Origin of the sequence: Lactobacillus sp. wkB10 (assembly GCF_000760615.1) — a bacterium.
GTDB lineage: Bacteria > Bacillota > Bacilli > Lactobacillales > Lactobacillaceae > Lactobacillus > Lactobacillus huangpiensis.
Genome location: NZ_JRJB01000010.1, coordinates 1 through 25263 on the forward strand (window position 1 = coordinate 1; position 25263 = coordinate 25263).

Genomic DNA, 25263 nt, shown 5'->3' on the forward strand with positions numbered 1-25263 from the left:
CGTAATTCTTGGTAATCTCCCAGATCCAGTTCTCGTTCAGACATAATCTGCGGTGCCTCAAAGTTTGCGTTCAAAGGAATAGCCCACTTGCGCCCAACTTCTTTGCCTTCACCAACGAAGAACTGCTTTTGGCTCAAAATTAAGTGACCAGCTGAGTTTACTTTAGCGGAAACAACAGGGTAACCCGGTTGATCAAGCCAAGTATGCATGATCTTACCAATATCTAAATCGGTGGCAGTCGAAAGAGCATTCCACAAGTCGTCACCCGTAGCATTGCCATATTGGTGCTGCTCAAAGTAATATTTAAGTCCCTTACGCAAAGCATCATCTCCTAAGAGTGCCCGTACCATAACCAGCATCCTTGAACCTTTAGCGTAAACAATCGCACTATCAAAAATCGAATCAATATCAGCTGGATGCTCTACATTAACGTGAACGGATTGGACACCATCAGTGGCATCACGCTTTAAAGCTGCTGGCACCTCAGAAATTTGGTAAAGATTATCCCAAACATGCCAACTCGGCTCCAAAGCATCAACTGAAACATATTCCATCATGTTGGCAAAACTTTCATTGAGCCATAAGTCATCCCACCACTTCATGGTAACTAAGTCGCCAAACCATTGGTGCGCCAATTCGTGAGCGATAACCGTTGCCACATACGCTTTTTGATAAGGAGTAGCATTATCAGGATCAAGCAAAATTGCGACTTCACGGTATGTGACTAAGCCCCAGTTTTCCATTGCTCCGGCAGAAAAGTCAGGCAGCGCCAATTGCCAAGAATGTGGCAGCGGGTACTTGGTTTGGTAAAATTCTTCGTAAAATTCAATTGCCCTTTTTGCGATATCCAAAGCAAAGTCTAATTCCTTAGCTTGATGTGCTTTAGTCGCAAAAACTCCCACTTGAACACCGTCTTTGGTTTCGGTGATCTTTGATTGTAATTCACCAAAAGCAAAGGCAATCAAGTAGCTGGACATTCTAACGGTTTGCTCGAAGTAGTGCACACCATCTTCAACTTTAACTTCTGGCATGTTGGCAATCGTAGTTTCACCTTCATGCTCATCATACTTAAGTGCTAAAGAAAAAGTGGCCTTGGCTTCCGGCTCATCAACACATGGGAAAGCCTGACGTGCAGCAGTTGTTTCAAATTGAGTACCGATAATCTGTTTTTGAACACCATCAACTTGATAGTATGACGGATAAATTCCCATCATAGAATCAGTCAGTGGTGCCGAATACTTAATCTCAACTGTGACTTTGCCAGTTTGACCCAGTTCAATAGCAATAGCTTCTTTGTCCTCATTGACAGTGAATGGCACATCCTTGCCCGCACTGGTGACAGAAGCAATTTTCATATACTTCTGATTAATTAAAATAGTATTTTCGAGTGCCTCACCTGTAATTGTTGAAGTACCGTTAATAGTTTTCTGTGCCCGATTAATGTCTATGAACAAGTCATAGTGTTCAGGGTGAAAAGTTTCATAAAAATGTTTAGCAGCCATATTTACCTCCTAAAATAATAGTTATTATCAATTTTAACAGACATATATGGAAATAACATGATTTTTCATAGCAGTAGATATTTGCTCTACTTTTTTCAATAGTGGCAGAATTATTAAATTTCTAAAAAATATTGTAAGAGTTGCGTGTTCTTTCTGTAACAACAATGACATATTGACTGTGTATGATTATCCATAGAATTAATATAGTTAATTGTGGGGATTGAAATATATTGAAGAACAGTAAAAGTTTAATACTTAAGTTAATTACAGCACTGGCGCTTTCATTTAGTTTTGTCACTGCTATAAATATAGAAACAAACAATAATAACTCGTGTACACAAACAGTACAAGCTGCTCGTAAAAAGTCAAAAGCTGAACGCGCAGCTAAAAGATGGATTGCCATGCGTGAATCAGGTGGTAATTATTACGCGCGCAACGGTGTTTGTTATGGTAAATACCAACTAAATATTGCTTACCTAAACGGTAATTACTCTAAAAAGAACCAAGAAAGAACGGCTGACACATACGTTTACGGTCGTTATGGTTCATGGGTTAACGCCAAGAACTTTTGGTTAGCCCACCACTGGTATTAATAAATATCTCTTTAATACAAATATCCCATTATAAAAAATAGCCTAACTAATTGTTAGGCTATTTTTTATATGAATTTAGATGTGAAAATAAAAAGATTTAATTTTCTTCATTATGAGTCTTTGACAAGAATGGTGCCAAGGTCTTCAAATCTGGACCTTTACCGCTGGGAATATTTTCTGCACGAGAAACAATAATTGGATTAAGCCCTGTGTGAGTCAAGATATAGAATTTATTTTCTTCTAATGCCTTGAACACAATTCCAGGTATTTTATCTATTGGCATGCCTGTTACAATATCTTGCTTAGCACGTTCTTGACCTTCCTTAAATGCTTCACTTGAATAATAAGGATCATTCTTGTCAGTGTATTTAGCTGGCCTATGATTTTCCGTATGATATAAGTCTGTCTGGACAAACGCAGGACAAAAGACGTGCATGCTAATGTTGGCTTTTGCAACCTGCATATCATATTCGACTGCCTCAGTCAGTCCCACAGACGCAAACTTAGAAGCAAAGTATGATGGCATTGAAGGACTGGCAACCAGTCCAGCAATTGATGCAACGTTTATAATGTCACAATGATCTTTTTGTTTACGCATAATTGGTATTACACGCTTTAATGCCCAAACCTGACTCATTAAGTCAGCATGCAAAATCCATTCCCAATCACGAGTAGGAAGTTCACAAATACCACCAGGTACCGCAATCCCGGCTGAATTAATCAATAAATCAATTTCATGATATTCAGCTACTGTCTTTTTGACCATGGCGTCAACTTCATCTTCATCGGTTACATCAGTAGGAATGCTAATAACTTCCGCGCCTAAATCTTTAATATCAGTTTCTGTCTTGCTCAACGCTTCATCATCTATATCAGCAATAGCAAGTTTCATCCCTCTTTTTGCTGCTTCTAATGACAGTGCTCGTCCAAATCCGTGTGCTGCACCAGTAATTAGTGCAACTTTATCTTTAAATTCTTTCATGTGCAAGCCTTTCTATTTAATTGTTCAATACTGAACTAACTTACTTACATCATCAATATTAAGCGCTTACTGTATAAATAAAAATATATAATATTCACAGTTTGTTAGATATTTAACAATTTCGCATATCTATTAGGCAAATCAGCTTTTATGACTTTGACCAGCCATCTTTAAACAATGAACTATTACATCTTTTTGCGTTCTGCGAAACATATCTCTCATTTCCTCTGGAGTCTCTTTTTGTCCATTATTAAGCCAGTCAATAATTATTTCTGTAAATCCACCAGTAAAGAAATGGGCTATAAAGTCACGGTCTTTCTGACTTACATGTAATTTTTCTTTGCTTATTACTTCATCAATATAGCCAAGAAGTATACGATTTTGTGGTTCCCTAAAAATTGCATTAAATTGTTTAATATCTAGATTTTCATAAATTGCTCTGCCCAAGGTTGAATTAACCACAAAATATTGAAAAATTTGATATAAATGCTCGTACCATTTTTCATATCCTTTTGACTGCTCTAATAAATTGATTATCTCATCCTGGACAGTCCATTTGATTAAATCAGGTACATCCCTAAAGTGATAATAAAAAGTAGGTCTGCTTTTATTAGTTAAAGTAAGTAATTCACAAACAGTAATTTTATTTAAAGACTCTTTTTGGAGCAACTTCTTTAATGCCTGCGCAAATTCTCTTTTTGTATTTAGTGAAATCTCTTTATTTTTCATTTTATTTGCCACACTGTAACCCAATAAGAAAAATTTCCAGCAACTATTTGTTACTTGCCACTATTTTTTTAATTTTTGCAAAGCGCTCATCCCACTCGTTAACAATTAAATTATCATATTCCTGCTTTAATAAAAAGTCGAGCAAGTCTTTTTTATCAGACCGGTCTAAAAACAGGTAGCTTTGCGGAATAACAATCTGGGGCAAAACAGTGCGCAACTGGTTAAGTGAAATCTTTTTAACAGCACAAGATTTTAAAATTGGAATAATACAACCATCATCTTTAGGCATAAAATAGTCATAAATTTCGTCATAATCATCATTTTGAATTTCCCGGCCTATCTGAGCTAATGCCTTCGCATTGTTGCGAATCAAAGGTGCGCATTTGATAAATAACTGAATTCCGCCATTATTGCCTGTTGTATAAACAAAGGCTTGAAAACTATCTTTAAAAAATCTCTTGCGGTATTCAATTATTTTTTGACCCGTTAAAATTTCTTTGACATACTCCTCATGAAGAGAAATTAGTAAAGTAGGTAAAAACGGATCATAAACTTCATCTTCTATCTTACACATTAATTATTATCCTTTTCTTTGTTCTTAATTGTGCAAATACTTATGTTTATCATAAATATCTTCGCTTAAACAAGCAACTGAATATTTAAAGTATCAGATTAGCAAAACTGAATTATTTTAGACAAAAAAAACTGAGCTGCACTTCAACCATTGAAGTACAGCCCAGCTTTTCTAATCATCTTACGCTCTGTGTCTTAATAAATGAGCCTTTGCGGGGTCACCTTTTAACCAAGTAGCAAAGAATGCACAGCCGAAGACCATCAAAGCAACTACAGCTGCCAAAATAATCATATTATTATCGTTCAGCGAAATTGTCTGTTCCTCTTCTAGCAGATTCTTTGACTCATTAACTTGATTGCATAATCCAAAGAATAACATGATTAGACTGCTTAGAGTTAGTAAGCCATTAACTGCCGTTAAAATTTTCATTTTCGTTAACTTCAAAAAATCATGTCCTTTCTTTCGATTTAAATACCAGCATTATATACCCTTTAAAAATAAATGCAAGGCCTTTGCTTAAAATAATTTAAATTTTTTGTTTCTAATATGAATATTATTATAATTTTATAATCAAATCTTCTAAAATCCGAACAAAAGGGGGTACAGCATCTGTACCCCTTTTATTGCCATTCACTTGCCAGCCATTCCTGTGCCAGTTCAAACCAGTGGGCAGCGTGTGGATTCTCCTGCCATTCTCTACCCTTAACCACCATGTCCTTGCGGGCTAAAGAAAAGCCGTGACCACCACGATTGAATATATGGGCTTCACAGGGAACCTTCTTGTTATGCAAGGCTTCCACATATTCAAACGTATTGGTTACAAGTACAACTGGATCATCCCAGGCATGGAAGATAAAAGTTGCCGGAGTATTTGCAGTTACACCTAATGAACTATCCTTAATAAATCCATCTTGGGGTACTTTATCTTGTTCATCTTCTGGAATATCAAAGCCAATTTTAGTCAGATTAATTAAGGGATAACCCAAAATAGTCTTATTAGGCAGAACTTCCGCACTCTTAAAACCAAATTCTTTTTGATATTTTGCAGAGTTAGCCATACTGTTGGCAAAACTGGCAACGTGACCACCAGCAGAAAAGCCGATTGTGACTATTTTATCTGGATCAATCTGATAGTCTTGCGCATGCTCACGAAAGTATTTAACAGTGCTTAAGACATCAAGCCCGGCATCTGGATAAATGTCACCTTCGTCTTGCACGAGGTTGTATTCCATGACCACGCTGTTAAAGCCGCAATTATTGAAAGCCAAGGCAACCGGCTCTCCCTCTCTTTTAGACAAATGGTCAAAACTGCCACCTGGAACTACTATTGCCAAAGGGTGCTTTGGAGTTACCAATTCACCAATTGAACCCAAGGTGTATGTGTGCAGGTTGAATTTGCGCTGGTTAAAATTAGTTAACGTTAAATCATTTACTTTCATTTTCTTCCCCCACTTTTACCATATTTTTTGCTAAAAATGTTGTTGCTAATGGTACTGTTAATAATACACCAATTAGAGAGTACATTATAATTAAAGCCTCATTGACAAACATTTTTTCGTTTAATACCTCTCCTAACGTATAATTCAAACGAATGTACCATAAGAATAACGAAAGAAAGCTGCCGAACATCCCAAATAAAATTGTATTCATAGCTGTCCCCAGTACGTCATTACCGATTTTAGCACCACTGGCCTTGAGCTCTTCATACGAAATTTCTGGATTATGCTTTTTGATTTCTAAAACTCCTGAACTCATAGCAACAGCGGATTCGGCTACAGCACCCAGCGTTGAAAAGATAGCTACCGCAACTGCAATTAAAGGATAGCTTAACCCCGGCATCTGGGACAATCCTACCAAAATTTCACCTGCTTCAGGTCCAAGACCAGCAGCTTGCGCCAACCATTCAAAACCCATAATTATTACACTAGTTGCCAGGCACACAATTAGTGAAGAATAAAAAGAGTTTTTAGCAACTTGATAATCATGCGTTCCTAAGAAAATAATGGTTACCAGTTTTAACGGGACAAAAATTAAAATCAGAAGTGGAATATTAATCCCCCAGGAAATCAGAATAGCAACTAAAATTAATAAGAAAGTATTGATTAAAACACTAAAAAAACTGCGAATCCCTGTTTCACCGCCAACAGCAGTCATCAAGATTGCAAGCACAATTAGTAAGGCAGTTAAGGTACTCATTTTTTAATCCCCGCTTTCCGCTTTTTTTCTTCTAAAAACAGCAGGCTGCAACCCGTGGCAAAGACCACCGTCAAAACAATCCCAATTGCGGAAATGATACTTTGTGTGACACCGAGGGAAAGGGTGAAGCCGAAAGTGGATCGCAAGCTGTTGTTATCCCGTAAATAGATAATCGTCATTGGCAATTCTTCTGACATAAAGATTAATACCAAAACGTTAATCAGTGGTCCCATTATTTCTTGTCCCATTGTGCGTCCACTTTGAATTAACTGCTTGGCAGTTAAATCGACTTTAGTCTGAATCAATTCGTAAAGACTGGAAATAATATCGGTGGCTTCGTCCATCACGGCTCCTAAAATTCCCAGTAATGTTTGTGCTAAAAAGATGCCACGAGGATCCTGTGTCGCATAATCTCCTGTTTCATATTTAATTTCCGATTCTCCAGTCAAACGCATAATTAAGTAGCACAATGCAAACGAAACGAAAGTGCCTAGAATTGTTGCCAACCATGTTGCCAGCATCTTGCGGTTAAAGCCTTGGACAACTAATAAACTAAAGAATGAAAAAACAATATCGGCTAAGCCAAATAATAAAACGATATAAGAGCCATTTAGTTTAATATCCAGCATAATCACAAGGTAGAAAATTACCCAGCTGAGTATCATCGATGCAATTAAACTAAACGACTTTTTACCTGAGACTGCCACCATCAGCGTGGACATTACTGTCATTGCCAAAACCAAAACCCAGTCTCGTTTAGGATCCTGAATAACCGGTTCACCGTGTTTGACACTGACAAACAGGCGCTGACCTGCACGAAACTTTTGGGTAACTAACTGTGATGGATAATACATATTGATAGTCTGATAGGTTTTGCCCTTAAATTTGCCAGACAAGACTTTTAAATGAAGAACCTGCTTTCTGGTTTCATCCTTGTTGCCGTAAACATCTGTACTTTTCTCTTCCAAAGTATCCTTGATTTTACTGTCAGTGACCACAGCTACATCATTTTTAGAGTAAATATCTGTCGCAAAATAGGTATAGGTGGTTAAAATCAACCCCACAACTGCTATTAATACCGCAAATAAGTAGCGCTTTTTAATTTTTTTCAACCAAATCATTCCCATCGATTTATACTTACCTACTGTAACTTAAAAACAGTTATCAGACATTAATTTTAAGCTAAATTTGTAAAATTTAAATATTATAAAAACGACTTTTAACCAAAAGTCGTTCTTTATGTGCCTACATATCTAAGAATCGCTGCCACCAGTGAGTTTTTTCCGGTTCGATCTGCATATCTGCTAACGTGCGGTGGGCATTGGCGTTTGCACTTTTTTCAGCATTTTCCTTAGCTTTAGCCAAAATCTCTTCATGCATCTGTTCACTTGATTTTCCTTCATCCTGCGCCACCTGAGCCCGTTTTTCGGCTGCGGTTAGAGGCTTCGTCTCTGGCATTTCCTGCACATCAGTTATGTCATCACCGTTATCGGTAACAATTCCTGAAATATCCGGTAACACGCTAAAATCTTCTTCAGCACTAGTTTTTTTAGCTGCAGGCTGCTGTAATTGCTTTTGTTTTTTGAGCAGCTCTTTATTCTGCTTTTCAATATGGTTCAATTGCTTTTGCAAGTTGCTCAGCGCTATATTTTGCTGACCAATAGTTTGTTGCAAAGCATTCAGTAATTTCACCATCTGGGAAGTAGACATTACCTCCTGCTTTTTACCATTATCCATATGCTGAGGCTTGTCTTTTTTGTCAGTAACAGCAAAAACCTGCTGTGCGGCTTCTTGCAAAGTTAAGCCATTATCCCGGGCTAATTGGTGAAAATCTTCGAGATCCTGCACATCCTGCTTACTGTATAAGCGCGCATTTTGCTTAGTCCGTGCATAGTAATCCGGTTTACCAGTAACTTTTTCTACAATTAAAGAATATTTACGTAAAGTTGCAACACTAATGTGCAATTTCTTAGCCGTCGCAGAAGGCGCGGTTAATTCTTCAAAATTATGCTTATCTTCACTCATTAGATATACTCCCCAGCACAATCAAATTAACCAATTTTGTGTAACAAGTTTTTCTTATGATCAAAACGCTCCTGCGCTTTGACAATCAAACGGGTAATTAATTCCGAATAAGAAATTCCGGCCTCTTCAAAAAGTTTGGGATACATACTAATATTAGTAAACCCGGGCAAGGCATTAACTTCCGTTAAGATTACTTTATGATCACTTTCACGCAAAGTAGAATCTACACGAGCTAAACCACTGCATTCTGTGACTTGATAAACTTTTAAGGCGTTCGCTCTAACCTTATCTACAATTTCTTGAGGTAATTTAGCAGGAATTTGCAAAGTAGTAGTTGAATCATCATCATATTTATTTTCATAACTGTAAAAAGTACCTGCCGCATTAATGATTTGTCCTACACCGGAAACAATCGGCTTGTCATTACCTAAAACAGCAGTTTCAACTTCTGTACCGTGAATGGTTTCTTCAATTAAGACCTTATCATCGTATCTAAAAGCATCAGCCAGAGCCTCAGCAAATTCTTTTTTATTAGTAACATGATGAACACCAACTGAAGAGCCTTGATTTGAGGGCTTAACAAAAAGATCACTGCCCAGTTTAGCGCTCACTTTGTCATAATCACGTTTAGCATTATTAGCATCTTCATATTCAAAACGCTTAATTGCGATCCAGTCAGCTACAGGAACACCAACTCGCTGTGCTAAAATCTTGGTAAATTCCTTATCCATGGTCACGGCAGAAGCCAGGACATCGTCACCAACAAAGGGCTTGTTTAAGATTCTGAACAGTCCTTGCAGACAACCGTCTTCACCTAAATTGCCGTGCACAATCGGAAAGAAAACATCAATTTCCGGTAAATTCTTTAGTTGAATTAAATTTGAAATGTTGGCTACTTCATGCGGATTCTCAATAGTATATCTTGGATCCTTTAAGACTTTAAAAGAGTCTTCTTCACTGGCCAAATAGCCGTCATTGGTAATCCAAATTGGGTGGACGTCAAACTTATCTTGATCGATCGCATTATAAATGTTGTGGCCAGACATAATTGAGACTTCGTATTCAGATGAATTACCGCCAAAAATTAAACCAACTTGTGTTTTCTTAGTCATTATTTTTACCTCTTAGTCATTGTTTCTAACTTTTAATTATACGGCAAGAAAAACCCGAAGAGCTGTAAATTAGACAATTTTTTAGGAATATTTTTTATTATAAGCAAAAAGTCTTGTATAAAGCAAAATCATAAAGCAAAAATTTACACTATATTAAAAATTGCTATTCGAATCCCAAGTTATTTCATAAAGTTGATTGATTTTGGTTGGATATTTGCCCAAAGCGGTGGGATCAAAAGACTGATGATAGGCTACGGTTAAGTAAAGATCATTAACGGTAGCCAGTTGAATGCCCTCAAGCTCAGTATAATAGCCTGGAATTTCGAGTTTACTTTCATTGGCTAAATTTACCAACTCCCAAAATGCAGGATCAGCTTCTCCCCAAGGAATTTTAACAATTTTTCTATTTTGACCGAGCCTGTCGTCCGCAAATTGACTGGAAACATAGATTGTGCGGTTGTTGTCAATAGCAAAGCCTTGCAGCGAACCAACTAACCCAGCTCGTCCAGAAAATTGTGGTATTTTAAAAGCGGCTATACTTTTTATTGTTCTGATATCAACGTATTTGCTTGCAGTTGCAGCTTCATCAAGCGCCTTATTAATTTCAGCTAAATAATAGAGCGCAAAATAACCGGTATAGTCGATATCACCGTATGCAAGCAGAAAATAACGCAAATCTGGTGAAACTGCAGCTTCTACGCGGGAAAATTGATTGCCTGCACAGCCTATGCCTAAATCAGCTCCCGCATAATTTAAATTTGATAATCTTGGTTGCATTTTGGTATTAGTCGCAATCTTAAAATAATGTGGAATTTTTATGCGCGCAATTTGTTTAGACCAAGTCGACCAGGTGGGATTTAAGTCGTTTGGCTTTGTGCCAACGAACCACTGCCCTGGTCTTCCAGCTGTCTCCAGTGTTTGAGTATGACCTGCAGCCATGCCGGTTAAATGCAAAACTGGAATTTGCTTATTAAAAGAAACATTATTGCCATTTTTGCCGCGATAAACAAAGTTGTCTCCTGCTACGTGTTGCAAAACATAAGTATAACCGTCAATAATGCTGGTTTTCTGGACTACCACTTGGCGCAAGTCCTTATCTATTGGTCCAGTTACCCCATCCCAATCGTCCAACTTGCTTAACAGAACAATTTTGACGTTTTGTGCTGCCTGCATCTTTTCATTATTAGCCAAGATCTTCATTTCCTCACTAAATTTTCCCAAAAACTCAATCAATTTATTAAATATAATTATTATTTTAAAAATAAAATTCTACTCGGTTTTATTTTGCCTTATAATTTATGCTAAAGAAAGGAGAGCATCTTAAATGATAAAAAAACTTTATTCTGCCCTCTTCTGTTTGCTTTTCACTTTTCCTTTTAGCAATACACAAGTTTTCGCTGCAGAACTCACTCCAAATGAAACGAACGAAGTGAGTCGTTTGCAGCAGGAATATGCACAACTTGATAACACTATTTATAATCTTAATAACCTTTATTTAAACAAGCCGCAGTTTAAAACTAAATTTAAGTCGGGCACACTTGTACCCGACTATCTTAACAGTCAATTGGCATATACCAACTTTTATAGGAAATTATTCAAGTTGACTCCCGTTAAAGAAAATTTTCAAGATAATATTGCTGCCCAAAAAACTGCTGCCGTTTTAGCCGCTCTCGATGCTAATCCAATGGTTAATCAGCATAATTTGCCTTACGAAAAAAGACCGAAAACAATTAATAAAACTACCTGGCAACTAGCCCGCAACATTTCCAGCAAGGCCAATCTTAATTTTAATATCAGTGACCAGACTGCAGGTGAAGTTATCACTGACTTAATTACTGATCGGTACAACTTGACCGGTGCTGACACCGGTCACCGTGCATGGCTGTTATCAACGCGCTTAACTACAACAGGCGCAGGTGCAGCTTATGGCAAAAACGGGTATCGCTATTCTGTGCAAAAAGTTTTTAACCCCGCTGATGTCTTTCGTACTCCCAGTCGAGAAACAGTAACTTATCCCAATAGTGGCGTCTTTCCAATTGAGCTTTTACAAGGTGATAATATCGCCTGGTCAATTTATCTCTCTAATAAAACTTATACAGGCACACCAAAAATAACCATTACTGATAAAGACACTGGTGAAACTTATCAAGCAGAAAATGTACGTAATTACAGTCATACAGGCTATGGCAATTTTGAAACTATTATTACCTACTATCCAGGATCAATTCCACTAGTTCTCGGTCACGAATATGAAGTAAAAATCACGGGTTTAACTAGTTACACCTTCAAGCTGTTTCAACTTCAAAACAAGACAATAGAATAATAAAAACCTCGAAGAATTATTTTCCTTCGAGGTTTCGTATGTTTTATTATGTGAACTGAGTTAATTTTAAATATAGTTGGCTACGGCAGCTAATAAATCTTTTTCATTATTAACTATGGTGCCATTAAGTTTGATCAGCCCAGTAGTATACAAGTTAACATAATGGAATTGGTTTTCGGCAATTTGGGTTAAAGCTTGTAGCTTCTTTTGGTTAGTAGCTCCCTGCTGACGAGTATCTGTATATAACCCAATTATCGGAATTTCTTTTGCATAAGCTACGCCTATTTCACTCGCTACACCATTGTCAATACTGAGACCGTCAAGAACAGCAATCATCAAATCACTATTAAGCAATTTTTCAGTATCAGCTTGAGCAATCATTTTAGAATCAGCATAAGCCTGTTTATCATTAATTGACGCGTTTTCCTGGGGCAAATATAAATCAATTGAATTATCTATTTGACGTATTTTGTTCGCCAATTGCGCGTTGTAATTAATTTCTGCTTGTGAAAACAGAGCATTTGCAAAATAAATTTTCATATATGTTTCCTTTAAAAAGCGATTAATTATTTTAAAACAGAGAGCCTAATTGTTTGGAGAACTAATTTCCCACGGAATTGCACTTAAAATATAAAGAACAACTCCTACAATAACAAAGTCCAGAAAGATACTGCTGCTTATTTCTAACACAAAACCTAATACAGCTAAACCTTCAACATTAAAAATTACCGGAATAATAGCCATTATGCCCGCAATTAATATTAACCAAAAACCTGCCCACATACCACATGCGGTAACTTCGTGAGTCAGCATTTTTGAATTAAAAAATAACTCCATATCACTTATTAATGAACGTAAACTAATAATAGCCATTATCAGTATAATTACGTTAACAATTAATAAGATAAAAGCAATATTGCCTCCAAGAGTGATTGTGTTCAGATTAAACGTATCGATTACATCAAATGGAGCATTGTTTTTCTGCTCCTTTAATTTTTCTTGTACTAACTGGGCATCACTGGATGCACCTTGATCGATGTTCAAATCAATGTCATGTAAAATTTGCTTGGCCAATTTCATATTACTAAACTTGAACCAAGGGGTTCCCAAAGTATAGTCAATAATATGGTCAGCAATTGGTTGTGTTTGCTTAGTAGTCAGCAGATTGGCATTCCCATTTTTATTAGCTCCAATTGTTTCTGCTAATGCATCAAAATGCTTGTTTATTTGTCTGACTACTACAGCTTCATTACTACTGTTTCTAATTTGTCCCTTCATAAAAAAGGGATTAAGGAAAGTCGCGGTAATCATGGTTAGCGATACAATCAGAAAGATAATAAAGGACAGAACCTGTTTGTATTGGTTGTTCTGTTCCTGATTTATTCTGTGCAAACCTTCTCGCGCGCCATTTGCCATATTTTTCCTTCCTAACAGACAATCTCCTTGTCTTCATCAAACATTGTATCTACCGCATGATGAATGGTCTTAATATCAGTAGATTCAATTATCTCATGACCTTCTTTAAGCGCCTTTTCAATAGTTGGTTTTGAAGAATGTAAAAAACAATACATAAATGCTTTGGTACCATAATCAGCTATTTCTTCAGGAGAAACTTCATATTCTCTATTATCATAATAAAGACGACTCACACCAGTTACGGCAAAGGCAATCCCCATCCGAACTTCTTTTGGTTCAAAGTCAAAATGATTAAACAACTGCTTTTCTTTTAACCAGTCGTTGATAGTTTTACTCCAAAAGTCCAGCGATTCGTTACTCTTAAACACCTCAGTAATAATACGTTTAAGACCTTCATCATAAATTCCCAGCATTTCAATTGCATAAATAAAGGCTTTGGTGCGAGCACATACTTCGTCTTCTTTATTAACACTAAACTTCTGCACTTGCTTGTCTAATGTATTGAGAATGTTCCGAACTACATCAGCAATCAAGCTTGATTTATGTGGATAATACGACTGCAGTAATGACTTAGAAATGCCGGACTTTTCTGCAATCATTTGAAATGAAACATTGTCCATACCATTTTCTCTAATTAAGTGAAAAGTATTACTTAAAATTATACGTCTTCTTTTGTAATTTTTACGTCGTGCCATAATGTTTTCTCAGCTCCTATACATTTTGCCTTAATTATACCAATGATATAGAATAAATAAACAAAAAGGCACTGGTATATTATTGGTTGATAGTTTTTACTAAAGAAACACAAGCTAAAAATAAGCCGTTTAGTATGTAATTACTTTAGTTTACTTTCACTTAACAAATGCATTGAGCGGTCATTATATACATAATTAATTCCCCGTGCTAAAAGCAAATCTACTGAAATACGAACCATTCTGTCTGGATAATGACTGTGTTTAATTGTATCAGTTACCACTATCTGTTCAATTGGCAATTCATTCAGAACTTCAGTTGCATTTTGTGATAATAATGCGTGCGTTGACGCCACATAAACTTTCTTTGCACCTGCTGCTAAAACAGACTTAGTTGAAGAAGAAATACGTGAACCAGTATCAATCAAATCATCTACAATAATACACTTTTTGTCTTTAACATCACCAATCATATCGTGCACATCTGCGTCATAACGTGCACGGCGCTGATCAACAATCGCAATCGGGGCATCAAAGCATTGACCAAAATTACGAGCGAGTTTAGCACCAGAGTGGTCCGGAGAAACAACTACAATATCGTCTTCCTCTTTAGTAGCAATACCGTTATCTATAAAATATTGTGCTAAAAGTGGCATAGCATGCAAATGATCAACTGGTACATTATAAAAGCCTTGAATTTGCGAAGCATGTAAATCAAGAGCAATTATGTGATCCAGACCAGTAATTTGTAATAAATTAGCTATTAATTTAGCAGTTATTGGTTCTCGCGAACGAGTTTTGGTATCTGAACGTGAATAAGCCAAGTATGGCACTACCACATTGATTCTGTGTGCTGAAGCGCGATGTAATGCGTCTAAAACAATTTCCAGTTCCATAAAGTTTTCATTTACAGGATCCTGAATTGACTGAATAACGAAAACATCACATCCTCTGACACTTTCACCAATGTTAACTTGAATTTCTCCGTCACTGAAATGTTGTACAGCTGTTTCAATTAACGGTTTTTTCAAAATTTGCGCAATTTTTTCATTTAAAGCGGGATTTCCGCCCAACCCAATCAGCTTCATCGGGTGCAATATTTGAAGAAGTTCTTCCTTGTTCATGACTACCTCGTTTTTTAAAAATTACAATCTTTGCAAGTCTATTATAACCAAAAAATTCCCCAGTGCCTAGAAAAGTAAAAATTCAAAAAAGCCGAAACTATTATCGGCTTTTAAATATTAAGTTTGAAACAAAAATATTCTCGAACTAAATAAGCTATTTAAAAAAGTCTTCCATTAAATTTAGCAGTTTAAAACTCTTAACTGCATAACTTTCATGCTTTTGTCTAGGCATAATCAAAAGTTGCCCTTGAGGAATAATTTGACTATACCAGCGAACATGTTCTACTTTAACCCAGTCTTTTTCTCCTACGACACAATAAGTCGGTATCTTGATTGCCTTTAAGCTGTCAACTGACATGAAACTTTCTGACAATTCCACTTTACTATCACGGTTCAAACGCAAGAAACGCAAAAAGCCTTCAGTCAAATAATGATATGATTTGATACCATTACCGTTCACAAAGACACCAGCCACCATGAGCTTTTTAAAGATATTTTGATCCTGACTTGCAAGCATCATTGCCACCAAACCGCCAGCATCAAAGCCAAAACAATAGCAGCCTCTGATATTCACCTGCTTAATAAAAGCGGCCAGGTCTTCAACTTCAGTTTGATAGTGCTCGGCTGCTTCTCCCTGGCTGAGACCATGACCTCTCATATCCAGAACATAAACCGTATAGCAAAGAGAAAGCGGAGCAACAATTTGATCAAACATGCCACCATCTAAATGGTGACCGTGTAATAAGAGTAGTGGAGCACCCTTGCCTAACTTACTGTAATAAAGCTCGTTACCATTAACTTTTTCTCTCATCTTTGGTCTCTTTCGTTAGCTTCTACCAAATCTTGACTAGAATTTTTTTCTTTCTTATGCTCACACCAAAAACTGTGAACAATGGTTTTAGCAATAATGTAGTTAGCCTTAAAATTATCAGGTATCATTTTTGCGTTAAAGTGATGAACCATGCTATCCTTACGCTGCCAATAATGGTATATAGGTTTACTATCACAATAAAAGCCTTCAGTTAGAGACAAATATTGTACATTAAATATCTGATCTTCCATAAAAGCTAAATTTTCCATGAAGTGAAGATGATTCCGCCGCACAACAGATAATTTATAGCCCTTGTTCCAGGTATAGCCTTTAACTGGGCTAGCTAGAAAATGATTGTCACACATAGAGCCTAATGGGTTGCTGATTAACTGGTAAGTTCTAGCCTTGTCCTTCATGCCCTGAACAATTTTTTTGGTAACAGGAATCGAGCCTGATTTGTTTTCATAATCAAGCCAAAAGCCACAGGAAACCATTGCTGCATCAGGATGGTTATGAAAAGCATTTACAAAAAATGCTGTATAATCGGAATCTACCCAGTCATCACCATCATGAAATGTAAAATATGGCGTATCGACATTAGCAATACCGACATTACGTGCATCAGATAGACCACCATTGTGCTTGTTTATTATTTTAAAGTAACGGAATCTTTCACGATAGCTTTCTGCTATTTTTCGCGTATTATCCGTTGAACCATCATTGACAATTAACAACTTAAAATTGGGATCATCTTGCTTAGCTAAATGATCAAGTGCCCGCTCTAAATATCTTTCAACATTGTAAATTGGCATAATGACAGTTAATTCAGGTTGTTGAATCATAGCTTCCTCCTTTAATTTGTTATTATAACATTTTAAATATTAAAAATAACGTTAAATAAGTAATACATAACTATAATTTAACCCTTTGTATTTATCATTTAGTATAATTAAGAACAATCAAGAGGAGGTAATTTTTTATGAAAAAAGCAAAAACAATTTCAACTTTTATTACACTGTTATTTTTTGGTATGTTCATGTGCAGCACTGTTACACAAACTGTTAAAGCAGATGAATTACCAGTTGTTTGCCTTGGGACTTCTTTAACCGATTCTCAAAGAAGCGGTACACTGAAAACACTCAGCGAACCGCTAAACGGCAGTAGTTACCAAACAATTACTATTACTGGTGAGGATTTAGTCAAATATCTTAATCCTTCAGGTGCAAACTTTACCACCCACTCTGGTGTCTGGTCCAGTGCCATGATTGAAAAAGCAGGACAAGGTAATGGCATTAATGTCCACATCCTTGATTATCAAGGGAGTAATAATATCACAACAATTACAGCTGATCAATATAAAAATGCTGCTTTAACTGCCGGTATTTCTGATGCCAATATTTATGTTACCAGCGCTGTTCCAATCGATGGCTCTGGTGCTTTAGCAGGTGTTTATGCTGCCTACAACAAAACTGGAGAAAATTTAAATCAAAATCAAGTGAATGCGGCACAAGATGAAATGAATACCTTAAGTAAAATTACCAAGGAAAATAAGGATAAAAGCGGCTATAGCGATGCACAATTAAATAATGCAGTTGCCGGCGCTAAACAGGAGATGGGTAAAATCGGCAACAATGTGTCAGATAGTCAAATTCATGATATTGTAAACAATCAGATCAATATTAATCATCTTGGTGACGTGATTAATAATAATCAAAAACAACAGATTATTAATGTCTTAATTGAAGTCCGTAATTCCGGTGCTTTAAAAAATCACAAATTTAAGGACCAGGCTGATGCCTTGTCCAAAAACATCAAGAAAAACGCCAAAGGAATCTTCGATAAAATAAACACTCCAGAAAATCGTAACTGGTTTGAACAAATTTGGCATAATATTACTTCATTTTTCAGCAATCTTTTTAGTGGCTTGATTGTTGTTAATTTTAATTAATTACATTTGGTCCATAAATTTGTTTAATGTATGATCAACAAATTCATTGCCGCGATTATTAGCGTGTCCCTTAGTCCATTCGAATTTAGATTGAGAAAATTTACTTAAAAGCTGATCAAGCTCCTGCCAACACTCAAGGTTTGCAATTGCACCTTTCGTACTTTTTGCCCATCCCCGTTTTTTCCAATTTTTAAGCCAACCTTTAGTAATTGGATTTAAAACGTATTGTGAATCCAGCACAAATAATAATGGTCTTTCATTAAAGCCCAACTCGAGCAATTTTTTGAGCGCTTCTATTAAAGCTGTTAGTTCCATCTTATTATTAGTAGCACCAAATTCACCGTTTGAATCAAAAACAGATCTTTTATGACCCTGATCTTGCCATTCAATTAGATAAGCCCATGCAGCTTTATCGGTTTCTCGCACATGACCACCCTTAAAATTACCGGTATTGCGGGTACCGCCGTCAGTATAAATAGTGGCAAAATAATTGCCGTAATCTGCTGGAAGTAATTGATCAGTTGCTTTTGTCACTTTTTGTGTATTGTCAATGGCAGAATTTTGCTTGATTTTGCGACTTCCTTTTTGAATCTTGGCAATGGCTTTTTGTAATAAATTCTCGTCTTTTTGAAAAACTTGATGAACTGTTTTGCTGTCCCAATCTAAATATTCAGTAGCGTCAGTTATTTTGGTGAAGGATTTATATTCGGCGCCAGAATAGCCCTCAACCTGTTTCCGAGCCTCTTCCCAGGTGCGATAAACGCCTGGCTTGCGGCCTTTTTTTACTGCATAAAATTTCATATGTTCCCCCATCACTAAAATTCCCAGTCAATGCTAAAATATAAGTAGTTCTATTTTTAAGGTGGTATTATGTTCTTCAATACTAAAAAATACAAGGAAGAAGTGGAGAAAAACCACAAACGCGACCTGGCAAAGGAACCTAGTAGACTAAGCATGCTTTTCTTAGCTGTCTTGGCAACTTTTGCACCTACACGTATTTTCTTGCGTTTGCACAAAAAAAGGATCGAAGATGATGCCACTATTGAGCCAAAAAAAGGCAACTTTGACCAGATACCTATAATTTATTTTCATGGCTTTCGAGGCGGTGACTACACCACAAAGGTGATGATCAAGCAGGCACTTGCTGATAAAGGCAATCCCAAATATCTCAAAGTTACTGTTGACTTACTGGGAAACTTTAAGTTAGAAGGGACTTGGACTGGTGACCCAAATCCAATAGTACAAGTTGCTTTTCGCCAGAGACTCGTTGGCGTATATGCAATTGACTACTATCTTCGTTTTACACTGCCTTTTTTAGCTCAAAGGTACCACTTTTCACATTATTCAGCAATTGCACATTCATTGGCTTGTCCCTGTATAGTAAGGACTGAAATGCGTGAATGTCGGAAAAAAAATTTCCCTCATTTAGTCAAATGTGCATTTATCGCAGGTCCTTTTGACGGTGTTCTTTATTTAGGAGATATTCCCAATGTAAATGCTTTTAACCAAAAAGGTCGTCCAGCTGTAGTTAATCTGCACTATCTGTATCTGTTGCTCAGACGCAAACGGTTTAATCCTAATATTTCAGTATTAAATATTTATGGTAATGTTTTGGATAACACTAATAGTGACAGATTTATTTCCGTCACTTCTGCTAAAAGCATACGCTATATTTTGGCTCCTTATGCTAAATCTTATCATGAAGTTGAAATTCGCGGTAAAAAATACGCTGAACACAGCTGGATGCACGATAACCCATTTGTAATCGACATTATTGATAAGTTTATTGGCATTAAGAAGTAATTTGATTTTTGGAGGAAATACGTGTGATTCTGCTCCGCGACATAGGACGTATCATCATTATTACTAATACTATACTAGCCTTTTATATCGTCTTTCATAGAAGACGCTCTGTCTCAACTACTTGGGCCTGGCTGATTATTCTGCTGGTTTTTCCAGTTTTAGGGATGATCATTTACGGCTTTTTTGGTCGGGGAATTTCACAGGAAAACATTTTTGCCATTAACAAGCAGCATCATATCGGTCTGCGCAATGTGCAAAAGTCTATTACTGCTGCACCTAAAAAAATTAGTACATCTGACACCTCAAATAGAGCTAAAATGGTGGTACACTTTTTTGATCATGATGGCGAATCTCCATTGAGCAAAAACAATCATGTTAAGCTCTATACCGATGGTAAAATAATGTTTCATGATATGATGGCTGACATTAATAACGCTAAGCAATCAGTAAATGTTGAATTTTATACCTTTTATAATGATGAAATCGGCAACGATTTTCTAAATTTACTGATTAAAAAGGCGCAAGAAGGCGTAACAGTTCGTTTGTTATATGATGCCTGGGGTTCTATGGGCGCAACTAAAGCCTGGTTTGATCAGTTAAGAAAAGCCGGCGGCGTAGTCCTGCCCTTTATTACCTCACGCAACATGATTACGCGGTACCGGATTAACTACCACCTGCACCGTAAAATTGTAGTAGTTGATGGCAAAACATCTTGGACTGGCGGCTTTAATATCGGTGACCAGTATCTGAGTCGCAAGAAAAAATTTGGTTATTGGCGTGACAGTCAGGTGCGGATTGTCGGATCTGCTTCTTTATTATTGCAAGAGCGGTTTGTCATGGATTGGAACGCCTCAATTCAAAAAGAAAGCCAAGTCATTGCTTTCAATACTATCCTTTTCCCCAACTTGGATGAAAATGAGATTCACCCCGGTGATGTAGCAACACAAATAGTTTCAGACGGACCTGACCGCTATAATGCTAATATGCGTAATGGTATTATGCGGCTGATGTCTCTAGCAAAAAAACGGCTCTGGATTCAGACACCATATTTAATTCCTGATGATGCAATGTTTGCCACTTTGCAAACAATTGCCCAGTCAGGAGTAGATTTACGAATTATGATACCGTGTAAACCAGACCACCCATTTATTTACCGCGCTACCCAATGGTATGCCAATGAATTATCCCGTTATGGCATTAAAATTTATATTTACAACAAAGGTTTTATTCATGCCAAAACAATTGTAGTAGACGATACTTTTTCTACAGTGGGGTCAATGAATCAGGATTACCGCTCATATGATCTTAATTTTGAAGATGTTGCAGTTTTTTATGATAAAAATTTCACTCGAGAAGTTGCCAAATCATTTGAAGACGATATGAAAGTTTCTTCATTATTGACTCCTGAGGATATTGCCAAACAGGGACGTTGGCTTAAGATTTTGCAAAGTTTTTCACGGATGCTTTCGCCAATTTTATAAATAACAAAAAGCCTTCCAAGACGGAAGGCTTTTAAAATGGGCTCTTATTATTTATTCCGCAAAGTGATAAACAGTTTCAGCTGGGTAGCGAGTTGTTTTAGCCATAGTTTCTTCGGTTTCATTGCTCTTGCCAATTACTATTGCCATTACTGGTAAGTAGCGTTTTGGCTCCAAGTTAAAGGTCCTGGCAATTTTAGATTCGTCATAGCCAGCAATTGGGTTAGTGTCGTAACCATGATTGCGGGCAACTAGCATAAACTGCATAGCAGCAAGGGAGCAAGACCTAATGGAATCAATTGCACAAGAATAATATGTACCATTTTCATATGATGGCAAAAAGGTTCTTAAGACTTCGTCTAATTTTTCCTTAGTGATGTTGCCTGTCTCATATTCCTTGGTCCAATTTTCACGATACTTCTTATAAGCATAAACATCGGCGAAGACTTGCACTACCGCAGCACAGCTGTCCATCTGGGGATCGTTAAATCTAAGCATGTATTTCTTAACTTTAGCAATAGTTTCCGGGGTATCTGCTACTTCAAAGTGCCAACCTTGTAAATTGCAGCCGGAAGGAGCAGTTACTGTTTCTTCAAACATTTCTTTAAATTCTGAACGCGGAATTTTAACACTTTTATCAAAGTGACGTACAGAATGACGGTTTTGTACAACGTCATTAAAATCGTTATTACGCATATTTTCACACTTTCTAATATAAATATATCTCTACTTTCTAATTTTACTACATTTTGTTATCTTCTTCACATAATTTTTTGAAAAATTAGCAGTATAATAAAATTTAAATATTATAAGTAAGGAAGGTCATAAAAATGAAAAAATTAGTTAGAGACAAAATACCGGAATTTGCGCACTATGCTACTTATCGTGAACTTAGTCACGCAGAAATTGAGCCAGCTTTAAAGAAAAAATTAATTGAAGAAACTAATGAAGTTCTTGCTGCTAAAACTGAAACTAATTTAATTGAAGAGTTAGGTGACGTTTATGAAGTTATCTTAGCCTATCTTAAATTTAAAAACGTTGATCAAGCGACTTTTTTAAAACAAGTAAAAGAAAAGCGCGCCCTTAAGGGTGGCTTTACCAAGTATCTAGAAATGAATTGGGAAGAAAAATAAGTTCATTAAAAAAGCCACGTTAATGTGTGGCTTAAAAAATATCTTGAATTTCAATCCGAATATCATGGTGTATATGATTTTTAAGTGCTTCGACAATTTGTGCTACGCCGTATGAAAAACGAAGGTAATATTGTCTGTTCTTTTGGGTTGTTAAAATACAAATTACCTGCTTTTTCTTCGGATTAGGCACTTTAATTAAAGTGACCATCGCAATCTCTGAATATGAGACTGTCCGCCGAAAGTAACCTGAAACAACAGCCCTTTTAGGTGCGAGACCCGTAAAACCGTCAATAATACCAATCAACAAAAATATTGCCAAGAAAATACTGAGACCTGGATCGCCCTTTTCAATTAATTGCCAGGCAAAACCGATCCAAATAAAAATTACGGCCCAAATAACTGAAGACGAGCGATAATGTCCCTTTAAGTCAATATTTGCCTGCCAGTACCAACTATAACAAGTGTAGCCTAGAAGCAAGGCATCCAAAATTAGATAAAAAACTACCATATTACTCTCCTCAATTGTATTTTCATCTATTATAACAGATTGACAGTCTTTAGATATTTTATTCAACATTAATGATATTTTACTTGCAATTTTATTAAAATCATGATTAAATTATTATCAAATTAAATGCAATGAAAAAGACGAGTAGATAACTTACCTCTTTAAGTGAATCGGTGATAGTGGAAAACCGTTAGACCCTGGGTTATTGAAAAACACTTTTAGCAGCACGCTGAAATTTTTGTAAAAGTAGGTTGTGTCGTCTCCAGTACGTTACCACGCTGGTGAAGCATGATAGTGCTTCATGAGTTGGCCCTATATTTGGGCAATTAAGGTGGTACCGCGGAAAAAGCCTTTCGTCCTTGTTTTTATTAAAAACGGGATAAAGGGCTTTTTCTTTTCCTTAAATTTACAGGAGGTCAAAACAATGACTTTAATTTTACCCGCAGGTTATCATCCAACTCTCACAATTCGCGATACCGAAGCAGCAATTGTTTATATTCGTGAAGAATTTCAAAAGGTTTTAGCTAAAAAATTACATTTACAACGAATGTCTGCCCCCCTGTTCGTCGAAAAGCATACTGGGCTTAATGATAACTTAAATGGCGTTGAGCGTCCAGTTGCTTTTGATGCTAAGGATTTACCAACAGATGACACACTCGAAATAGTGCATTCACTTGCCAAATGGAAAAGAATGGCACTGAAGAAATATGGCTTTAGCATGCATGAAGGACTTTTTACTAACATGAACGCCATTCGCCGCGATGAAGATTTAGATAACTTTCATTCAATTTATGTTGACCAATGGGATTGGGAAAAAATCATTGCCAAAGAGGAGAGAACGATAGAAACTCTTAAAAGTACCGTTACCAAGATTTTTGCTGCAATTAAAGAAATTGAAGCTGGCTGTGCTTTCCGTTATCCTGCTTCTACTTACCGTTTGCCAGAAAAACTTTACTTTATTACTACACAAGAATTAGAAGATCGCTGGCCGGATATTAGTCCTGAAGAAAGAGAAAACAAAATTACTGAGGAAGAAAAAGCTGTCTTTATTATGAAAGTCGGTGACAAGCTGAAGAGAAGCGGCAAGCCACATGATGGTCGTGCACCCGATTATGATGACTGGGAATTAAACGGTGACCTAATTTTTTGGTATGAACCTTTAAAACAAAAAATTGAAATTTCTTCTATGGGTATCCGTGTTAGTCCTGAAAGCTTGCACGAACAGCTAAAGAAGGCTGATTGCCTTGATCGTGAAAAACTAGAATTTCACCGGATGTTACTTGATGGAGAATTACCTTATACCATCGGTGGTGGAATTGGTCAATCTCGCTTATGTATGCTTTTGCTTGGCAAAGCTCACATCGGTGAAGTTCAAGCTAGTGTTTGGCCTCATGATATGATTGCCAAATGCGAAGAACATGACATTCAAATTCTATAATAAATGAAGAAAAGCCATACAGTTAAAAAGAAACTGCATGGTTTTTTATTGCAATAACCCTATATGTTAGACAAAATCTTGTAGTAAACTAGCAGTAGCAGAATTAGTTTTAAGAAAGGCAAAATTATGATTGATGCAAATGAAATAGCTGAGTTAAAAAATGATATTGATCAGGCACGCCACATTACTTTTCTGACTGGTGCCGGAGTTTCAACTCATTCTGGTATTCCTGATTATCGCTCTAAAAACGGTATTTATGATGGCGTCTCTGAAAGTCCGGAAACGATTTTAAGTGAGGAAACACTTTATCAGCGACCAGAATTCTTCTACAAATTTGTGATGGATAATATGTATTTCCCTGAAGCCAAGCCAAATGAAATACACCAGAAAATTGCCGAGATTTGCAACGAAAAAGGCGATCTAATTACACAAAATGTTGATGGCTTGGATACCAAAGCCGGCAATAAACACGTGACCGAATTTCATGGCTGTCTTTATAATATTTACTGCACTAAGTGCCATAAACCAGTTTCATACGCTGAATACGCCAAATCTTACCAGCATGAAAATTGTGGCGGTATTATCAGACCGGGAATTGTTTTATACGGTGAAGCCATTAACGGAGACAGTTTAGCCAAATCTGTCAATGCAATGCAAAGTTCTGACCTCGTAATTATTTCAGGCACCAGTTTCGTCGTGTACCCTTTTGCCCAGCTTTTATCTTACAGGCAGTCTGGAGCTAAAGTTTGGGCAATTAATAAAACTGCCATTCCAGCAGAAGGAATTTCCTCCATTATTGCGGATGCACTAGATGTTTTTAAACAGCTTTAACTAGTTTTTAAAAAGAAAGCCCTTTAAACCATCAGAATTGCTTTT

28 protein-coding genes and 1 other annotated feature are annotated in these 25263 nt (G+C 36.7%); of the genes, 8 read left to right on the top strand and 20 right to left on the bottom strand.

Features of this window, described 5'->3' with window-relative positions; all coding sequences use genetic code 11:
- Nucleotides 1-1502, bottom strand: a 1502-nt coding sequence (locus tag LACWKB10_RS07600) for a M1 family metallopeptidase (protein ID WP_034980789.1), incomplete at its 3' end; no start/stop codon positions are given.
- Between the two features lie 227 nt (nt 1503-1729).
- On the opposite strand from LACWKB10_RS07600, the gene LACWKB10_RS07605 reads away from it, so the two are divergent.
- Nucleotides 1730-2095 (top strand): hypothetical protein, encoded by a 366-nt coding sequence (locus tag LACWKB10_RS07605; RefSeq protein ID WP_034980791.1) that lies wholly within the window; start codon nt 1730-1732, stop codon nt 2093-2095.
- Between the two features lie 97 nt (nt 2096-2192).
- Here LACWKB10_RS07605 and LACWKB10_RS07610 read toward each other — a convergent pair whose 3' ends face one another.
- The 10 genes from LACWKB10_RS07610 to LACWKB10_RS07655 form a co-directional block, all read right to left on the bottom strand.
- Complete coding sequence (locus tag LACWKB10_RS07610) at nt 2193-3077, bottom strand: SDR family NAD(P)-dependent oxidoreductase (protein WP_034980793.1); 885 nt, start codon at nt 3075-3077, stop codon at nt 2193-2195.
- A gap of 141 nt (nt 3078-3218) precedes the next feature.
- On the bottom strand, nt 3219-3806 hold the full coding sequence (locus tag LACWKB10_RS07615) for a TetR-like C-terminal domain-containing protein (protein ID WP_152560578.1): 588 nt from the start codon (nt 3804-3806) through the stop codon (nt 3219-3221).
- Between the two features lie 43 nt (nt 3807-3849).
- Nucleotides 3850-4380, bottom strand: coding sequence for a hypothetical protein (locus LACWKB10_RS07620; protein ID WP_034980797.1), 531 nt, complete (start codon nt 4378-4380; stop codon nt 3850-3852).
- 180 nt (nt 4381-4560) lie between these two features.
- Nucleotides 4561-4809 (bottom strand): hypothetical protein, encoded by a 249-nt coding sequence (locus LACWKB10_RS07625; protein ID WP_052060338.1) that lies wholly within the window; start codon nt 4807-4809, stop codon nt 4561-4563.
- Between the two features lie 191 nt (nt 4810-5000).
- Nucleotides 5001-5819, bottom strand: coding sequence for an alpha/beta hydrolase (locus LACWKB10_RS07630; RefSeq protein WP_034980802.1), 819 nt, complete (start codon nt 5817-5819; stop codon nt 5001-5003).
- The gene (locus LACWKB10_RS07635; RefSeq protein WP_034980805.1) at nt 5806-6576 is read right to left on the bottom strand and encodes a YibE/F family protein; all 771 of its coding nucleotides are present in this window, start codon (nt 6574-6576) and stop codon (nt 5806-5808) included. The genes LACWKB10_RS07630 and LACWKB10_RS07635 overlap by 14 nt, the downstream gene beginning before the upstream one ends.
- Nucleotides 6573-7697: a YibE/F family protein gene (locus LACWKB10_RS07640; RefSeq protein WP_152560581.1), complete on the bottom strand. Its 1125-nt coding sequence runs from the start codon at nt 7695-7697 to the stop codon at nt 6573-6575. Before LACWKB10_RS07640 ends, LACWKB10_RS07635 begins: the two co-directional genes overlap by 4 nt.
- A 124-nt stretch (nt 7698-7821) precedes the next feature.
- Complete coding sequence (locus tag LACWKB10_RS07645) at nt 7822-8601, bottom strand: helix-turn-helix domain-containing protein (protein WP_034980808.1); 780 nt, start codon at nt 8599-8601, stop codon at nt 7822-7824.
- Nucleotides 8602-8627: 26 nt separating this feature from the next.
- Nucleotides 8628-9713 (bottom strand): D-alanine--D-alanine ligase family protein, encoded by a 1086-nt coding sequence (locus LACWKB10_RS07650; RefSeq protein WP_034980811.1) that lies wholly within the window; start codon nt 9711-9713, stop codon nt 8628-8630.
- A gap of 153 nt (nt 9714-9866) precedes the next feature.
- Complete coding sequence (locus LACWKB10_RS07655; RefSeq protein WP_034980814.1) at nt 9867-10904, bottom strand: helveticin J family class III bacteriocin; 1038 nt, start codon at nt 10902-10904, stop codon at nt 9867-9869.
- 133 nt (nt 10905-11037) lie between these two features.
- Between LACWKB10_RS07655 and LACWKB10_RS07660 the strand changes: the two genes are divergently transcribed.
- Nucleotides 11038-12036: a CAP domain-containing protein gene (locus LACWKB10_RS07660; RefSeq protein WP_052060339.1), complete on the top strand. Its 999-nt coding sequence runs from the start codon at nt 11038-11040 to the stop codon at nt 12034-12036.
- A 66-nt stretch (nt 12037-12102) separates the two neighbouring features.
- Here LACWKB10_RS07660 and LACWKB10_RS07665 read toward each other — a convergent pair whose 3' ends face one another.
- The 6 genes from LACWKB10_RS07665 to LACWKB10_RS07690 form a co-directional block, all read right to left on the bottom strand.
- On the bottom strand, nt 12103-12576 hold the full coding sequence (locus tag LACWKB10_RS07665) for a nucleoside 2-deoxyribosyltransferase (protein ID WP_034980816.1): 474 nt from the start codon (nt 12574-12576) through the stop codon (nt 12103-12105).
- 45 nt (nt 12577-12621) lie between these two features.
- Nucleotides 12622-13452: a hypothetical protein gene (locus tag LACWKB10_RS07670; RefSeq protein ID WP_034980817.1), complete on the bottom strand. Its 831-nt coding sequence runs from the start codon at nt 13450-13452 to the stop codon at nt 12622-12624.
- Nucleotides 13453-13463: 11 nt separating this feature from the next.
- Nucleotides 13464-14147, bottom strand: coding sequence for a TetR/AcrR family transcriptional regulator (locus tag LACWKB10_RS07675; protein ID WP_034980819.1), 684 nt, complete (start codon nt 14145-14147; stop codon nt 13464-13466).
- A gap of 140 nt (nt 14148-14287) precedes the next feature.
- Nucleotides 14288-15268 (bottom strand): ribose-phosphate pyrophosphokinase, encoded by a 981-nt coding sequence (locus LACWKB10_RS07680; RefSeq protein ID WP_034980821.1) that lies wholly within the window; start codon nt 15266-15268, stop codon nt 14288-14290.
- 154 nt (nt 15269-15422) lie between these two features.
- Nucleotides 15423-16079 carry an alpha/beta fold hydrolase gene (locus LACWKB10_RS07685; RefSeq protein ID WP_034980823.1) on the bottom strand — a complete coding sequence of 219 codons (657 nt, stop codon included), beginning with the start codon at nt 16077-16079 and terminating at the stop codon, nt 15423-15425.
- A complete protein-coding gene (locus LACWKB10_RS07690; RefSeq protein WP_034980825.1) occupies nt 16076-16921 on the bottom strand; it encodes a glycosyltransferase family A protein in 846 nt (281 codons plus the stop codon). The genes LACWKB10_RS07685 and LACWKB10_RS07690 overlap by 4 nt, the downstream gene beginning before the upstream one ends.
- 137 nt (nt 16922-17058) lie before the next feature.
- Here LACWKB10_RS07690 and LACWKB10_RS07695 point away from each other — a divergent pair, with 137 nt between their 5' ends.
- The gene (locus tag LACWKB10_RS07695) at nt 17059-18027 is read left to right on the top strand and encodes a DUF1002 domain-containing protein (RefSeq protein WP_034980827.1); all 969 of its coding nucleotides are present in this window, start codon (nt 17059-17061) and stop codon (nt 18025-18027) included.
- Here LACWKB10_RS07695 and LACWKB10_RS07700 read toward each other — a convergent pair whose 3' ends face one another.
- Complete coding sequence (locus LACWKB10_RS07700; protein ID WP_034980828.1) at nt 18028-18828, bottom strand: ribonuclease H family protein; 801 nt, start codon at nt 18826-18828, stop codon at nt 18028-18030.
- Between the two features lie 69 nt (nt 18829-18897).
- Here LACWKB10_RS07700 and LACWKB10_RS07705 point away from each other — a divergent pair, with 69 nt between their 5' ends.
- On the top strand, nt 18898-19830 hold the full coding sequence (locus LACWKB10_RS07705; protein ID WP_034980830.1) for an alpha/beta hydrolase: 933 nt from the start codon (nt 18898-18900) through the stop codon (nt 19828-19830).
- Between the two features lie 17 nt (nt 19831-19847).
- Nucleotides 19848-21311 (top strand): cardiolipin synthase, encoded by a 1464-nt coding sequence (gene cls / locus LACWKB10_RS07710; protein ID WP_369792491.1) that lies wholly within the window; start codon nt 19848-19850, stop codon nt 21309-21311.
- 51 nt (nt 21312-21362) lie between these two features.
- Here cls and LACWKB10_RS07715 read toward each other — a convergent pair whose 3' ends face one another.
- Complete coding sequence (locus LACWKB10_RS07715) at nt 21363-22004, bottom strand: nitroreductase family protein (protein ID WP_034980832.1); 642 nt, start codon at nt 22002-22004, stop codon at nt 21363-21365.
- A gap of 134 nt (nt 22005-22138) precedes the next feature.
- Here LACWKB10_RS07715 and LACWKB10_RS07720 point away from each other — a divergent pair, with 134 nt between their 5' ends.
- A complete protein-coding gene (locus LACWKB10_RS07720; protein WP_034980833.1) occupies nt 22139-22441 on the top strand; it encodes a nucleoside triphosphate pyrophosphohydrolase in 303 nt (100 codons plus the stop codon).
- A gap of 31 nt (nt 22442-22472) precedes the next feature.
- Here LACWKB10_RS07720 and LACWKB10_RS07725 read toward each other — a convergent pair whose 3' ends face one another.
- Nucleotides 22473-22949, bottom strand: a complete 477-nt coding sequence (locus tag LACWKB10_RS07725; protein WP_034980835.1) for a hypothetical protein — start codon at nt 22947-22949, stop codon at nt 22473-22475.
- Nucleotides 22950-23071: 122 nt separating this feature from the next.
- Nucleotides 23072-23313, top strand: a binding site (T-box leader).
- A 60-nt stretch (nt 23314-23373) separates the two neighbouring features.
- Between LACWKB10_RS07725 and asnA the strand changes: the two genes are divergently transcribed.
- Both asnA and LACWKB10_RS07735 read left to right on the top strand, forming a co-directional pair.
- Complete coding sequence (gene asnA / locus LACWKB10_RS07730; protein ID WP_034980837.1) at nt 23374-24387, top strand: aspartate--ammonia ligase; 1014 nt, start codon at nt 23374-23376, stop codon at nt 24385-24387.
- 126 nt (nt 24388-24513) lie between these two features.
- Nucleotides 24514-25218 (top strand): NAD-dependent protein deacylase, encoded by a 705-nt coding sequence (locus tag LACWKB10_RS07735; RefSeq protein WP_152560579.1) that lies wholly within the window; start codon nt 24514-24516, stop codon nt 25216-25218.
- Nucleotides 25219-25263 lie beyond the last annotated feature (45 nt).

Bases quoted from the DNA above. Each gene is read 5' to 3' on its own strand.
- LACWKB10_RS07645 (WP_034980808.1), bottom strand. From the start codon at position 8,601: ATGAGTGAAGATAAGCATAATTTTGAAGAATTAACCGCGCCTTCTGCG.
- LACWKB10_RS07715 (WP_034980832.1), bottom strand. From the start codon at position 22,004: ATGCGTAATAACGATTTTAATGACGTTGTACAAAACCGTCATTCTGTA.
- LACWKB10_RS07640 (WP_152560581.1), bottom strand. From the start codon at position 7,697: ATGATTTGGTTGAAAAAAATTAAAAAGCGCTACTTATTTGCGGTATTA.
- LACWKB10_RS07620 (WP_034980797.1), bottom strand. From the start codon at position 4,380: ATGTGTAAGATAGAAGATGAAGTTTATGATCCGTTTTTACCTACTTTA.
- LACWKB10_RS07615 (WP_152560578.1), bottom strand. From the start codon at position 3,806: ATGAAAAATAAAGAGATTTCACTAAATACAAAAAGAGAATTTGCGCAG.
- LACWKB10_RS07610 (WP_034980793.1), bottom strand. From the start codon at position 3,077: ATGAAAGAATTTAAAGATAAAGTTGCACTAATTACTGGTGCAGCACAC.
- LACWKB10_RS07670 (WP_034980817.1), bottom strand. From the start codon at position 13,452: ATGGCAAATGGCGCGCGAGAAGGTTTGCACAGAATAAATCAGGAACAG.
- LACWKB10_RS07635 (WP_034980805.1), bottom strand. From the start codon at position 6,576: ATGAGTACCTTAACTGCCTTACTAATTGTGCTTGCAATCTTGATGACT.
- LACWKB10_RS07735 (WP_152560579.1), top strand. From the start codon at position 24,514: ATGATTGATGCAAATGAAATAGCTGAGTTAAAAAATGATATTGATCAG.
- LACWKB10_RS07650 (WP_034980811.1), bottom strand. From the start codon at position 9,713: ATGACTAAGAAAACACAAGTTGGTTTAATTTTTGGCGGTAATTCATCT.
- LACWKB10_RS07675 (WP_034980819.1), bottom strand. From the start codon at position 14,147: ATGGCACGACGTAAAAATTACAAAAGAAGACGTATAATTTTAAGTAAT.
- LACWKB10_RS07685 (WP_034980823.1), bottom strand. From the start codon at position 16,079: ATGAGAGAAAAAGTTAATGGTAACGAGCTTTATTACAGTAAGTTAGGC.
- LACWKB10_RS07660 (WP_052060339.1), top strand. From the start codon at position 11,038: ATGATAAAAAAACTTTATTCTGCCCTCTTCTGTTTGCTTTTCACTTTT.
- LACWKB10_RS07690 (WP_034980825.1), bottom strand. From the start codon at position 16,921: ATGATTCAACAACCTGAATTAACTGTCATTATGCCAATTTACAATGTT.
- LACWKB10_RS07680 (WP_034980821.1), bottom strand. From the start codon at position 15,268: ATGAACAAGGAAGAACTTCTTCAAATATTGCACCCGATGAAGCTGATT.
- LACWKB10_RS07720 (WP_034980833.1), top strand. From the start codon at position 22,139: ATGAAAAAATTAGTTAGAGACAAAATACCGGAATTTGCGCACTATGCT.
- LACWKB10_RS07725 (WP_034980835.1), bottom strand. From the start codon at position 22,949: ATGGTAGTTTTTTATCTAATTTTGGATGCCTTGCTTCTAGGCTACACT.
- LACWKB10_RS07700 (WP_034980828.1), bottom strand. From the start codon at position 18,828: ATGAAATTTTATGCAGTAAAAAAAGGCCGCAAGCCAGGCGTTTATCGC.
- LACWKB10_RS07695 (WP_034980827.1), top strand. From the start codon at position 17,059: ATGAAAAAAGCAAAAACAATTTCAACTTTTATTACACTGTTATTTTTT.
- LACWKB10_RS07705 (WP_034980830.1), top strand. From the start codon at position 18,898: ATGTTCTTCAATACTAAAAAATACAAGGAAGAAGTGGAGAAAAACCAC.
- LACWKB10_RS07630 (WP_034980802.1), bottom strand. From the start codon at position 5,819: ATGAAAGTAAATGATTTAACGTTAACTAATTTTAACCAGCGCAAATTC.
- LACWKB10_RS07625 (WP_052060338.1), bottom strand. From the start codon at position 4,809: ATGAAAATTTTAACGGCAGTTAATGGCTTACTAACTCTAAGCAGTCTA.
- asnA (WP_034980837.1), top strand. From the start codon at position 23,374: ATGACTTTAATTTTACCCGCAGGTTATCATCCAACTCTCACAATTCGC.
- LACWKB10_RS07665 (WP_034980816.1), bottom strand. From the start codon at position 12,576: ATGAAAATTTATTTTGCAAATGCTCTGTTTTCACAAGCAGAAATTAAT.